This is a genomic window from Turicibacter sp. St.80E1, assembly GCF_059728495.1.
The window spans coordinates 222208-234834 of sequence record NZ_AP039386.1 but is presented as its reverse complement, the minus strand read 5'-3'; the positions used below and the strand labels follow the sequence as shown (position 1 = coordinate 234834).

At 35.3% G+C, this 12627-nt stretch carries 13 protein-coding genes and 1 riboswitch; of the genes, 3 read left to right on the top strand and 10 right to left on the bottom strand.

Going from position 1 to position 12627, the window contains the following annotated elements; translation table 11 throughout:
* Positions 1-14: 14 nt before the first annotated feature.
* The 3 genes from AC6I0I_RS01070 to AC6I0I_RS01060 all read right to left on the bottom strand — a co-directional run bounded on the left by AC6I0I_RS01070 (position 15) and on the right by AC6I0I_RS01060 (position 2899).
* Positions 15-1310, bottom strand: a complete 1296-nt coding sequence (locus AC6I0I_RS01070; RefSeq protein ID WP_161832562.1) for an NCS2 family permease — start codon at positions 1308-1310, stop codon at positions 15-17.
* Between the two features lie 216 nt (positions 1311-1526).
* Positions 1527-1628: riboswitch (purine riboswitch) on the bottom strand.
* Between the two features lie 148 nt (positions 1629-1776).
* Entirely contained in the window at positions 1777-2424 is a 648-nt protein-coding gene (locus tag AC6I0I_RS01065; RefSeq protein ID WP_161832563.1) for a VanZ family protein, read from the bottom strand.
* A 25-nt stretch (positions 2425-2449) separates the two neighbouring features.
* Entirely contained in the window at positions 2450-2899 is a 450-nt protein-coding gene (locus tag AC6I0I_RS01060; protein WP_161832564.1) for an RDD family protein, read from the bottom strand.
* Positions 2900-3060: 161 nt separating this feature from the next.
* On the opposite strand from AC6I0I_RS01060, the gene AC6I0I_RS01055 reads away from it, so the two are divergent.
* Positions 3061-4101, top strand: a complete 1041-nt coding sequence (locus tag AC6I0I_RS01055) for a M42 family metallopeptidase (RefSeq protein ID WP_262953715.1) — start codon at positions 3061-3063, stop codon at positions 4099-4101.
* 67 nt (positions 4102-4168) lie between these two features.
* On the opposite strand, the gene dusB is transcribed toward AC6I0I_RS01055, so the two are convergent.
* The 3 genes from dusB to AC6I0I_RS01040 form a co-directional block, all read right to left on the bottom strand.
* Positions 4169-5176 (bottom strand): tRNA dihydrouridine synthase DusB, encoded by a 1008-nt coding sequence (gene dusB, locus AC6I0I_RS01050; protein WP_161832566.1) that lies wholly within the window; start codon positions 5174-5176, stop codon positions 4169-4171.
* Between the two features lie 340 nt (positions 5177-5516).
* Positions 5517-6479, bottom strand: coding sequence for a calcium/sodium antiporter (locus AC6I0I_RS01045; protein ID WP_161832567.1), 963 nt, complete (start codon positions 6477-6479; stop codon positions 5517-5519).
* A gap of 19 nt (positions 6480-6498) precedes the next feature.
* The gene (locus AC6I0I_RS01040) at positions 6499-7053 is read right to left on the bottom strand and encodes a manganese efflux pump MntP (RefSeq protein WP_262953714.1); all 555 of its coding nucleotides are present in this window, start codon (positions 7051-7053) and stop codon (positions 6499-6501) included.
* 432 nt (positions 7054-7485) lie between these two features.
* Here AC6I0I_RS01040 and AC6I0I_RS01035 point away from each other — a divergent pair.
* Together AC6I0I_RS01035 and AC6I0I_RS01030 are read left to right on the top strand one after the other, a co-directional pair.
* Positions 7486-8624 (top strand): IS3 family transposase gene (locus AC6I0I_RS01035; protein WP_262953963.1). Its coding sequence is split into 2 segments (ribosomal slippage): positions 7486-7711 and positions 7711-8624, totalling 1140 coding nucleotides; the frame shifts between segments, so codons are not numbered across the junction.
* A 125-nt stretch (positions 8625-8749) separates the two neighbouring features.
* Positions 8750-9967: a phosphodiester glycosidase family protein gene (locus tag AC6I0I_RS01030; protein WP_262953472.1), complete on the top strand. Its 1218-nt coding sequence runs from the start codon at positions 8750-8752 to the stop codon at positions 9965-9967.
* A 117-nt stretch (positions 9968-10084) separates the two neighbouring features.
* Here AC6I0I_RS01030 and folK read toward each other — a convergent pair whose 3' ends face one another.
* From folK to rbr, 4 genes are all read right to left on the bottom strand, one after another.
* Positions 10085-10576: a 2-amino-4-hydroxy-6-hydroxymethyldihydropteridine diphosphokinase gene (folK, locus tag AC6I0I_RS01025; RefSeq protein WP_161832570.1), complete on the bottom strand. Its 492-nt coding sequence runs from the start codon at positions 10574-10576 to the stop codon at positions 10085-10087.
* A gap of 11 nt (positions 10577-10587) precedes the next feature.
* Positions 10588-10950, bottom strand: a complete 363-nt coding sequence (folB, locus tag AC6I0I_RS01020; protein ID WP_161832571.1) for a dihydroneopterin aldolase — start codon at positions 10948-10950, stop codon at positions 10588-10590.
* A gap of 20 nt (positions 10951-10970) precedes the next feature.
* Positions 10971-11804 (bottom strand): dihydropteroate synthase, encoded by an 834-nt coding sequence (gene folP / locus AC6I0I_RS01015; protein WP_262953473.1) that lies wholly within the window; start codon positions 11802-11804, stop codon positions 10971-10973.
* A gap of 113 nt (positions 11805-11917) precedes the next feature.
* The gene (gene rbr, locus AC6I0I_RS01010) at positions 11918-12508 is read right to left on the bottom strand and encodes a rubrerythrin (RefSeq protein ID WP_262953474.1); all 591 of its coding nucleotides are present in this window, start codon (positions 12506-12508) and stop codon (positions 11918-11920) included.
* Between the last annotated feature and the right edge of the window lie 119 nt (positions 12509-12627).

The window sequence follows — 12627 nt, the reverse complement described above, 5'->3', positions numbered from 1 at the left end:
AATAAACTGGTAATTTAAGCGAGGACAAAATGAATGAAGAAAATAACCATTAATGCCCACATTACAGGATGTACTTCTTTTTGGCGACGAGCCGCTAACATCATAATTGGGTATAAAACAAACCCTGATGCGATCCCCTCTGCAATTGAATAACCTAACACCATCATAATGATTGTAACGAATGATGGAATTGAAGTCTCTAGGTTTTTCCATTCAATATCCCCTAGTGATGAAGCCATTAAAATTCCTACCGTGATTAAGGCTGGTGCCGTTACCGCTGATGTAACAACAGATAACAATCCTGAACAGAATAACATCAGTAAGAAACATAACGCTGTAAAGACAGATGTTAATCCTGTACGTCCTCCCGCTTCAACACCTGTTAGTGATTCAACAAATGAAGTCGTTGAAGATGTTCCAAGAACTGATCCAATAACAGTGGCACTTGAGTCAGCTAATAAAGCTTTATCTCCATTAACTAAATGTCCCTTTTGGTCAACTAATCCTGCACGAGTCCCAACCGCAACTAAAGTTCCGGCAGTATCGAAGAAGTCAACGAATAAAAATGAGAAAATAACTGGAATCATTTCAACCGTAAAAATACTTGGTAATGCCTCAAATAATGCCCCAAATGTTGGTTTTAAAGATGGGATTGGTGCAATAATTTGTGTTGGTAAAGCTACAACACCTAAAAGAATCCCTACAACAGCTGTAACAATCATTCCAATAAAAATGGCAGCTGGTGTCTTACGAACTAATAAAACTAAAGTAACAATTAATCCGATAACGGTAATTAAAACGTTAGGATCTGTTAAATTTCCGATTCCTACTAACGTTGCATCGTTATTAACGATAATCCCTGAATTTTGGAATCCTAAAAATGCGATAAAAAATCCAATTCCTGTTCCTACTGCGTGTTTTAAAGCAGTTGGAATACTATTAATAATTAATTCTCGTAAACCAGTAGCTGATAAAATAATAAATAAAATTCCTGAAACAAAAATTCCAGCTAATGCCTGTTGCCAGCTATATCCCATCATAAGAACTACAGTATACGCGAAAAAAGCATTCATTCCCATTCCCGGTGCTAATGCAACTGGGAAATTTGCATAAAGTCCCATAATTAAAGTCCCAATTGTTGCCGCTAAAATAGTAGCTGTAAATACCGCCCCAGTATCCATTCCAGCTGCACCCAATGTATTGGGATTAACAAAGATAATGTATGCCATTGATAAAAAAGTAGTTAATCCAGCAATAAATTCCTTTGAAACCGTAGTTCCACGCTCTTCCAATTTGAAGAATTTGTTCATAAGGTTACTCCTCCTAATTATTCATTCTTCTCCCGATTTTGTTTAAATGATGAAACAAATTGTGCATTATATGAATTCCTACTCCAATAGTAATTTTTAAATGCCCGCCTTCACAATTATCTCAATCATTTAAACAAAAAAAGACTTTCAGTATCCATTACTGAAAGTCTCCACAGTGGAATGACTAAACGTGATAAACTATGGCCAATTTATCCTGTTTTGCTAATTACCACCCGTAGTCTACTCATTTACGGTGAGTAGGTAGAGACTTTCGGACCCTATTTCCGATGATATACGAGAGAAAAGATTAAATTTACTTCTTAAATATACGTTCATTTCTTAAAAAAGTCAATCCTATTTACACAAATTCTTCACATTAGTTTAGATTTTTTATTAAAAAATGAAAATAATTCCTTTTCCTTTCATTTTTAAACGCATTAAAAAAGGATGAAGAAACCACACGCTCTCATTTCTTCATCCTTTTCCAAAAATATACTAATAAATAACCGATTATTTTTATCGCCGTAATAAATGAATACGCTATTGTCACACCCAACGTATTCATCAATAAGTCGTCCACATTAAATCCTCTATAGGCATACCCTGTTACATAATCATACATCAGTTGTAAACATTCAATTGTTAAGGATACTAAAAAGCCGACCCCTGTCACTTTAAAAATTCCCCACTTTCGCTTTTGAAAAACAGTAGGTAAGTAAAAGCTTAGCGGCATTAACATAATGAAATTCCCCAACGTAGTAATATGAAACAAATTATTCCATTTCATAAAATCAAATAATTGAAAATTGTGACGACGTTCAGATACAATTCCACAACTAACCCCTTTCCTTAGCAGTTCAAGATAATGAGCATTAATAGGCATAGGAAAAAAGGTTAAGCGAATAACATTTAATACATAAAAAACAAAAGAAGTGACTATCATAAAGTGAAACAGTGATTTATATTGAATCCGACGATAATAAATAATCATGATTCCTAAAGTCAAAATCACTGTCATCAGTAGGTTGAAGTTTAGTACTGATATCCTTTCTAACTGATCAATCTGATTCGCTAAATCGGATAAATTATGACACCCTACTACAGCCTCCTTCATGATATTCACTCCCTATTAATTAATCTTATTTTACTCGTACCACTTGTGTCCTTACGACCATATCATGTAATGTACACAGTTCTTGTTTACGAATGCATTGATAAGCCAATAGGATCCCATTAAATAATACAATAAATCCTCGTGTTAATGAAGATAATAAAAACTTCATCATAAAATCGCGTTGGAAATACTGCTTTAATGTCATTTCTTTCCCATCTGCTCTAAGCTCTTTGATCTTCATTAGTTTCTTTCCAACTGTTTGCCCTGGCATTTTTACTGGAACATAAACAAAGTAAATCCAAACGTAAAGAAGTTGAAGTGCCACCATGGCCAATAATCCATTTAACTGTAATGGATTCTCTATACTTACTGAAAAAGCACTCATAATAAAACCAAAATTACCAAAAAAGATAACGACTAACATCAATGCATCAATTAAAAATGCGACCCCTCGTCTGAATAAAAGATTAAACATTACTAACATCCCTCTCCTATAATTGCCGAAATTAAATTACTCCCTTATTATACATGAGATAATATAGAGTGTAAATTAAGTTATTTTATCTTTCACTGCTTTTATACTGAAAGCGAGGAGGGCTAGTTTTTTAAATATTTATAAAGAAAAGAGGAATGCTTATGTCATTCGACCAATCCTATTTTTATAGCCTGGTTAAGGATATTTTAACGACTCCTAGCCCAAGTGGCTATACATATCATGTTATTGAAAAAATAGCCCAATATAGCAGCGAATTGGGTCTTTCTCACCATAAAACCAATAAAGGTAATCTTATAATTGAATTTCCGGGAATCCACCCCAACCAAACACTTGCGTTGGCAGCCCACGTCGATACTTTGGGACTTATGGTTCGTTCTATTAACCATGACGGAACACTAAACTTAACCTCAATTGGTGGAAATCAAATGATGACATTACAAGGAGAATACTGTCAAATTCATACCCGAAATAATACCACTTATACGGGAACAATTCTTAGCACCACCCCGTCCGCTCACGTCTATAAGGAATGTACACAAACAGGACAGACTATTGATGAGCTTATGGTTAGAATCGATGAAAAGGCGGAGAGTAAAGACGACGTTATTAATCTAGGTATACAAAATGGTGATTTCATATCAATTGACCCCAAAACAGTCATCACCAAAAGTGGATTTATTAAATCTCGGCATATTGACGACAAAGTAAGTGTTTCGATTATTCTAACAGTCTTTAAGTATTTGAAAGACAACAACTTAAAGCCTCGACATACGATTAAACTTATTATCTCTACTTATGAAGAAGTGGGACATGGAGCCTCTTATATTCCAAATGATGTCAGTCGCTTACTTGTCGTTGATATGGGGTGTGTAGGTAAAGATTTATCATGTACCGAGTATGATGTTTCCATCTGTGCTAAAGATTCATCTGGCCCCTATGACTATAATATGGTTTCCGAGCTCCTCACTTTGTCTAAAAAACACCAAATAAACCACGCAATCGACATATACCCTTTCTATGGTTCCGATGCCTCAGCTGCTCTTCGCGCTGGGCACGATATAAAGGCGGCCTTAATCGGACCTGGGGTACATGCTTCACACGGAGTCGAACGAACCCATATTGAAGGATGTCTCAACACAATGAAATTAATCTTCGCCTACTTAACAGAAATTCAATTTTAATAGTTAAAAGGAGACCATCCTATCTAAGATGGTCTCCTTTTATTAGAGGACTCCTATCCTCCATTTTTTATTCAACTACCAATTTTGCAGACTTATCCCCATGTAAATAAGCTTGATAACGATTAATAATATCCATCATTTCCTGACGCGTCTTAACCGTTGTAATTAGACGTTTAACATGAGTTGCACCCTCTAATCCTTTAATATACCATGCCATATGCGATCTCATCTCAAGTAGGGCGACCTTTTCACATTTTAAATCAATTAATCTATCCATATGGTCAATAGCTAAGCGTAGCTTTTCATCTGCTGACGGTTCTTCAATTAACTCATCTGTTTTTAAATAGTGTACAATTTGCTTCATAAGCCATGGATTTCCAAGGGCAGCACGACCAATCATAATACCATCTACCCCAGACTCCTCTAACACCTTTTTAGCGACTTCTGGAGAATTAATATCTCCATTACCTATAACAGGAATCGTTTTAATTGCCTCTTTAACATCTTTAATAATTCCCCAGTCTGCTTTTCCTTCGTACATTTGCGAACGTGTGCGTCCGTGGACAGCAACAGCACTCGCCCCTGCTTGTTCAATTTTCAATGCATTCTCAATCGCATAAATATGCTCTTTATCCCATCCTGTACGCATTTTTACGGTTACAGGCTTTTTACAAACATCTACAACGCTTGCGACAATATCATAGATTTTTTCTGGTTCTAATAACAAACGTGCTCCCGCTTCATTTTTAGTCACCTTAGGAACTGGACATCCCATATTAATATCAATAATGTCGCAATCACAATTCGCATCAACATATTTAGCTGCCTCAATAAACGTTTCCTTATCTGCACCAAAAATTTGCATCGATAATGGACGCTCTGCCGGATCAACATATAGCATATCTAACGTTTTTTTATTTTGATACACAACAGCCTTATCACTTACCATTTCTGCATAAATTAATCCCGTTCCCATTTCTTTAATAATCGTACGAAATGCGGCATTACAAACACCAGCCATTGGTGCTAAAACAACAGGATTATCAATTTCAATTTCACGGATTTTAAAACTCATTGTTTCACCACTCTCCCTTTCAAAGGACTCTATATTTTTATAAACGAACATATCTTTAATTCTCATATCCTTACCTTAAACGATAGTCGCCAAGGCTTTGATTCCCCTACCACTTAAAAATCAGCTGTAGCTTCCTTTAGTAGGGCTTTAAAGGAGTTGAACATCTAACAACTTCTTTAGATATCTATTTAAAAGCACTAAAATTATCGACATAAAATCTCAAATCATTATACCGTATCCCGTTTAAAACTTCAAGTCACGTCTATTGATTCACTCTAGACGTCGCATATTAAAAGGAGGATTTATCCAATCCTCCTTTTGTATTTTTGTATGCAAACCGTTATCCCTTCCAAATAACAAAAGCCATATACGCTACATAAAGTGAAATTAATATAACTCCTTCTACTTTATTAATCTTACGTTTAGACACCGCAAATCCATAGGCAATTAGTGAGGTGATCAACATCAAGAACATGTCGAAAAATACGGACGTATTAATCGTAATCTCGTGAATAGTTGATGAAATTCCAAGAACAAAAAACACATTGAATATATTTGAACCAATTACATTTCCAAGTGCAATATCACTCTCACCTTTACGAGCGGCCACAACGGAAGTCACTAATTCTGGTAAGGATGTCCCAATAGCTACAATTGTTAAACCTACCATACTTTGGCTCATTCCGAATGTTAGGGCAATGGCTGACGCCGCATCAACGACCCAATCCCCACCAAGGACAATTCCAACAATACCAATTAAACATAATCCAATACTTTTAGGCATTGAATATACCTTAATCTCTTCTTCTGTCTCAGCCTCAACGCCATTCTTACGAGAAGTTAACGCTAATTCAATCAGATAATACATAAAGATAGCCATCAATAACAACAACATAATTCCATCTGCTTGTGTCAAGACATTATCAGGATAATTATGATATTTCGAATCATATCCTAAAAGAATTAAAACAAATGTCCCTAAAATCGCAAATGGGAATTCCTTCGCGATGATAGATCGCTTAACCTTTAACGGACAGATAAAAGCGGAAACTCCAACTACCACTAATAAATTAAACATATTAGATCCGATAACATTTCCTACTGTAATATCATTTGCACCAGCAAAGGCCCCTGTAATACTTACCGCTGCCTCTGGAGCACTCGTACCAAATGCTACAATAGTTAATCCGATAATCAAGCTCGGTATTTTCAATGTTTTAGCAATCGACGACGCCCCTCCTACGAACCAATCCGCCCCTTTTATTAACAAAATAAAACCAACAATCAACATGATATAACTCATTCATTTCACATCCTTTTTATTATCGATTTAAGAAAATGCTTAATCCGATAAGAATTAAAATAATCCCACCGACAATCTCAGCATAATTACTCAGATATTTTCCGATCTTCTTCCCAAGTAAAACACCGATATAACTGACGATAAATGTAATAATACCGATGATGGTAATAGCTAGAACAATATTAACATCAAAAAAGGCAAAGGTAACTCCCACGACCAATGCATCTATACTTGTTGCAATGGCCAAGATTGTTAAAGATTTTACACTTAATGAGCCTTGATTTTCCTCCTCCTCTCCATCGTGAGAAAATGCCTCATAGAGCATCTTTCCCCCAATCGCCCCTAATAAGATAAGGGCAATCCAAGGTGTAAATGTTTGAATGTACTTCGCAAAACTTTGACCACAAATCCAACCGATTAAGGGCATCAAAGCCTGAAAGCCACCAAAAAATACAGCGACTTTTGCTGCCTGACATGAATTAGAACGCTTAAGACTCATTCCCTTCGCAATAGATACCGTAAAAGCATCCATGGCTAGGCTAACCGCAATAAAAATCAACGTTAAAATTCCCATCCAAAACCCTCCTTTCTATAACCTCTTTAATCCAAGTCGTATGAAAGCAATAAAAAAACGAGATTCATACATAACAAAAAAGTTATGTATGAGTCTCGTCATTTAATATTAAGCCAGAAATTAATTTCGCGATTGTTGACCTAATCACATCAAAGATGCTAACTACTCCCTCATTCTTAAACAGGTTTTAATTAATAACGAGATTAGTATACTATATTCATAGGTTATATTTCAAGAACGACATTCCAATTTTTGAAATGTAATCTTATTATTTACAAACTATTAAAAATTAAACCAAGAATTATAAATTAAAACTCTATTAACACGTAAAAGTAAACTTTTTAAAGGGAGATTTATCTTGGTGCTAGTATAGTTTTATGGACACACTTAAGTTAAGTCGTTACAATAGACTTAATAAAAGGATGTGTCTGTATGAAAAAATATAATAATGAATTTAAATCAATGATTGTTGAACTTTATAAAAATGGACGTTCAGTTAAAGATCTAAGTCGTGAATATGGTGTTTCAGAAGTAACAATTTACAAATGGATTAAACAAATTTCTCCGATTGCCTCGGTAGATGATACAGAAATTACCCTAGAGGATATTAAACGCATGAAGCAAGAAATGTTACGTCTGCAAGAGGAGAATGAAATATTAAAAAAGGCTATGACCATATTCGCGAGAAAGTAAGTCAATCTGAATTATGTCAGTTTATTAATCAACACCATCAGGAACACGATATTAAGCAACTTTGTGAGGTCTTAAGTGTTCCAAGAAGTACTTATTATCAATCGAAGCATCAAACTGAATCAAAATGGGAACGTGAAAATCAGAAACTACTTGAACGTATTAAAGAAATTTATTTTGAAAGTAAGTGTCGGTATGGTGCTATTAAGGTACACCATCAATTGATTAAAGAGGGATTCACTGTTAGCTTGAAACGTGTTCAACGGTTAATGAAATCAAGCGGTTTAGCTTCGATTATTCAAAGAAAATATACTCCTTATAGACAGTCTAAGGAACTTGTTTTAGAACGTAATAACATTCTAGAACAGGATTTTTCGACGACTTCAATTAATCAAAAATGGGTATCCGATATTACTTATATTTACGTTCAAAAAGAAGGTTGGTGCTACTTAGCTTCAGTGATGGATTTACATTCAAAGAAAATTATTGGTTATCATTTTTCAAAACAAATGACCACAGATATTATCGTAAAAGCTTTAAAGAATGCCTATGTTTCTCAAAAACCTAAAGATGAGATTATTCTCCACACTGATTTAGGATCACAGTATACTAGCCAAGAGTTTAAAGACTTAACTTCAGACTTTAAGATGATCCAGTCTTTCAGTCGTAAAGGATGTCCTTATGATAATGCTTGTATCGAATCTTTCCATGCCACTCTAAAGAAAGAAGAAGTGTATCAAACTACATATGTGACATTTGAACAGGCTAGAATGGCCCTATTTCAATATATTGAAGGCTGGTATAATCGCAAAAGGATTCATGGTTCCATTAATTATTTAACGCCAGAAGAATGTGAGCAACTTGCACGACAAATTGCTTAAAAACTTAACTTTTTTGTGTCCAAAATATTGACCTAGATCCAATCTTTTAACAACCGGACGACGTAAATCTAACTTTTTCGTCTACTTAAATATGTATAATAAAAAAATCATAGGGGGGTGAGGCTATGAGCCGTTATCAAAAAAGGCAACAAAAAATTTGGCTTAATCTAATCAAGATGAATCTTTTATCTCTAATCATCGGTGGTAGTATTTTTTATTATTATGAAACACAAACAGTGATTGAGACGCTCAATAAAAAAATTAACCAACAAAACCAAACCATTAATCAACAACATCATGCACAAACATCACTAATTAATGCTAATCACTCTTTACAAGAACAATTAGAATTAGCTCTGCAAACAAAGGCAACATTAGAAAATGAGGCGACGTCTCAAGAAGATCAACTCGTTGCATTAAATGAACAAAATGAACAATTAAACCAAAACATTAGCAGCCTAAGTAAACAACTAGAGGACTTAACAAAGTTAAACGAACAGTATATCTCTGAAAGGCCTCTTAGTGTAAATGAATTAGAAGTTAAATATCGAAACCTCCTTGGCGAGGCCCAGATCAAAGCAAGCGAATTGGAAAATGCTAAAAATGATGTTCAAAAGGAAAGGGATGAAATACAAAACTACTATAATACCCTTAACGAGCATTTTTACGTAAAAGATGATTTAAAGGTTAAATTAGTTGAAACGCGAACAACCGATCAGCATTACTGGTTAGCAGAAGTTGTCGCCTCAAACGAAACACCACTTAAGGGAGCCATGGCAAATAATACTTATAATGGGGAGCGAGAAACCATTTCCTCAATGGCCAAACGTTTAAATGCCATTCTTGCTATTAATGCATCTGGATTTTATGCTAAAACAAATCGTCCGATGGGGGCTGTTGTACGAAATGGAGAGTTAATTAGTCTAGACACCTCTTATACTGAAGAAATTTTATCCTTAAAATCAGATGGCGATTTAACTTTTACAACGATTAATACAGAAGAGGAATTTAAAAACGCTGATATTCAGCAGACATTCACGTTCGGTCCTATTTTAATTCGTGACGGAAAACCTCTTGAAATAAAGGATACTAGTTATCACCCAAGAACGGCAATCGGACAATTAGATGATAATAGATACGTCCTACTTGTTGCTGAGGGACGTATGGAAGGGGCAAAGGGAATGAGCCTTCAAGAGGCTCAACAAATCTTTTTAAATTTAGGTTGTGAAACTGCATATAATTTGGATGGTGGAGGTTCAACAAGTCTTTACTTCCAGGGAAAACTTATCAACACTCCTTCAGACGGAAATGAACGGTCTGTGGTAGATATGATTTACTTTTAAAAGGGAGGTTTTATCTTCAAAGATAAAACCTCCCTTTTAAATTCATCTTAACTTCACTCTATTGAGCCTATCTGCAAGAAAATCACATCTAGACAATATTATCATGCTACCACAAAGTTACTCTCCTAGAGTGTGAGATACTTTTTTAATTGCCATCGCATTAAACTTTTTACTCCATTCGTGGGCTTGCTTTCCTTTAATCTTGTACTGAGGATTAATTTCAGCTAAAGGAATCATCACAAAATCCCTATCAGTCATATATGGATGAGGAACAACTAATCTCTCTGTCATAATATTTTCTTTTCCATAAAGTAGTATATCTACATCAATAACACGCGGACCCCATTTCATCTCACGAATACGACCAAGATCGCTTTCAATTAACTGACAAACCTCTAATAATCCAAATGGGTTTAAAGAAGTTTCGATTTCTACCACGAGATTCATAAAAAGATCCTGTTCCTTATATCCCCACGGTTCCGTTTCATAGAGGGATGAAACACGAGTTATTCCAATCCCCTCATGACGATTTAATAGTTGAAGAGCATCATATAAATATTTTTTTTTATCTCCTATATTAGATCCAAGCCCTAAGTAGGCAATCTGCATCCCTATCACTCCTATCTTGTAACTAAAAGACTGACAGCGGCCGTTCCATTAAAGTTTGTAATAGGCGGTTGCATCTTTCTTACTTCAACTTTTACGTTCTCAATCGTGCGGTAAGTTTGAATTAAACTATTTCCAATTCGATACGCTAACGTTTCCAACAAGTCCACATGTTCACCGTACATAATATCTTCAATAATAGCATAAGCATCTGCATAGTTAATCGTTAAATTTAAAGCATCCGATGCTCCAGCTCTAGCAACACAATTTGTCTTCATCCAAACATCGACCTTAAACTTCTGATCAAATTCATATTCATGGGGACACGCACCATGTCTTGTTACAAATATCATATCATTTAACATAATTTGTTCCATTTTTAACACTCCTCTTTCTATTAGCCAATCAATGCCTCCATTACCCGGGCTGCACGAGCATTTTCAAGAACATCATGCACTCGAACAATATTTATATTCTTACTTACCGCAAAGCAAGTGGCTGCTATTGTTCCCTCTGCTCTTTGATTTACTCCTAACCCCCCTAATAAATGACCAATTGTTCCTTTTTTACTTACACCTAGTAAAATGGGATACCCCAAGTCGTGTAACTCTGTAATTCGTCGTAATAATTCAATATTTCCCTCAACGGTTTTGGCAAAACCAATCCCAGGATCAATAATTATTTTATCTTGATTCACCCCTGCAGCTTTTACTAAATCAATACTCTCCATTATTTCTTTCTTCACGGTTAAAACGATATCCTCATACTCAGTCAATGACCCGCTAACCGCTGTTATACAATTTGTTTTCTCTAAATTTGGTTTACGATTATGCATCAAAACAACATAGGCACCTGTTTGTGCCATCACCTCAGGCATTAATGGATCAAATTTGGCTCCACCGATATCATTAATTATTGTTGCACCCGCTAGGACGGCTTGCCTTGCCACCTCAGCCTTATACGTATCAATAGAAATAGGAACGTCAATTTCAGTAACTAGTCGTTTAATAACCGGAATAACTCGACTTAACTCCTCCTCTAAACGAACAATACTAGAACCCGGACGTGTTGACTCACCCCCAACATCAATAATATCAGCACCATCTAAAACCATTTGTTTAGCTCTTTCCACAATTTCATCAAGCTGTGAATAACTCCCACCATCGGAAAAACTATCCCGCGTAATATTTAAAATACCCATAATTAACGGCTTCTTTTGATTAAATAACATAGTAATCTCCCCTGTTTTTCTATTTAACTTATTTATAAGTATAAGTCATATCAAACGTCAAGTAAATACAAAAAAAGTCGTGTTCTCCAATCACACGACTTTTTCTCTTTTATTTAATTAGCGTTCTCTAACGCTTTAAAGAAGCCTTTAGGATGTTTACAAACAGGACACATAGCCGGCGCTGCTACTCCGAAATGGATATGTCCACAGACTTGACATTCCCACGCAATAGGAGTTGCACGCTTAAACATTGTATCATCTTCAAATTCCTTGGCTAATGTAGCGAAACGTTGGCGATGAGTTTCTTCAATCTTTCCAATAAAATTAAAAGATGCCGCAATCTGTGGAAATCCTTCATCTTTAGCAACTTGAGCAAATGCCGGATAAACCTCTTCATGCTCGTGTGCCTCTGCACGCACCGATGCCATTAAATTTTGCATCGTATTCTCTTGATATAAGTCTACGGGATAATTCGCATCAATTTGAATTTCCTCTCCATTAAATTCATCCATCAAATGTTGAAAAAATATCTTCGCATGCATCTTTTCCTGTTCCGCTGTTAATTTAAAGACATCAGCAACTAATGGATATCCTTGCTTTCTAGCAATACTCTCATAAAAATTATACCTATTGCGTGCTTGAGACTCCCCTGCGAATGCTCGCATTAAATTTTTATGTGTTCCAGTTCCCTTTAACGTTGCCATTCTATCTAACCTCCATTAAGCTTTGAAATATAATTTTATTGTGGAGGATTAGATTTAAAATATTCTAACAAACTAAAAGTTAGGTTTAATTTGCAACCTTTTATTCTAGAACTTATGTT

Excerpts from the sequence above, each read along its gene's own strand:
- AC6I0I_RS01055 (WP_262953715.1), top strand. The coding sequence starts at position 3,061 with ATGTCATTCGACCAATCCTATTTTTATAGCCTGGTTAAGGATATTTTA.
- AC6I0I_RS01060 (WP_161832564.1), bottom strand. The coding sequence starts at position 2,899 with ATGTTTAATCTTTTATTCAGACGAGGGGTCGCATTTTTAATTGATGCA.
- AC6I0I_RS01070 (WP_161832562.1), bottom strand. The coding sequence starts at position 1,310 with ATGAACAAATTCTTCAAATTGGAAGAGCGTGGAACTACGGTTTCAAAG.
- AC6I0I_RS01065 (WP_161832563.1), bottom strand. The coding sequence starts at position 2,424 with ATGAAGGAGGCTGTAGTAGGGTGTCATAATTTATCCGATTTAGCGAAT.
- dusB (WP_161832566.1), bottom strand. The coding sequence starts at position 5,176 with ATGAGTTTTAAAATCCGTGAAATTGAAATTGATAATCCTGTTGTTTTA.
- rbr (WP_262953474.1), bottom strand. The coding sequence starts at position 12,508 with ATGGCAACGTTAAAGGGAACTGGAACACATAAAAATTTAATGCGAGCA.
- AC6I0I_RS01030 (WP_262953472.1), top strand. The coding sequence starts at position 8,750 with ATGAGCCGTTATCAAAAAAGGCAACAAAAAATTTGGCTTAATCTAATC.
- folP (WP_262953473.1), bottom strand. The coding sequence starts at position 11,804 with ATGTTATTTAATCAAAAGAAGCCGTTAATTATGGGTATTTTAAATATT.
- folK (WP_161832570.1), bottom strand. The coding sequence starts at position 10,576 with ATGCAGATTGCCTACTTAGGGCTTGGATCTAATATAGGAGATAAAAAA.
- AC6I0I_RS01045 (WP_161832567.1), bottom strand. The coding sequence starts at position 6,479 with ATGAGTTATATCATGTTGATTGTTGGTTTTATTTTGTTAATAAAAGGG.
- folB (WP_161832571.1), bottom strand. The coding sequence starts at position 10,950 with ATGGAACAAATTATGTTAAATGATATGATATTTGTAACAAGACATGGT.
- AC6I0I_RS01040 (WP_262953714.1), bottom strand. The coding sequence starts at position 7,053 with ATGGGAATTTTAACGTTGATTTTTATTGCGGTTAGCCTAGCCATGGAT.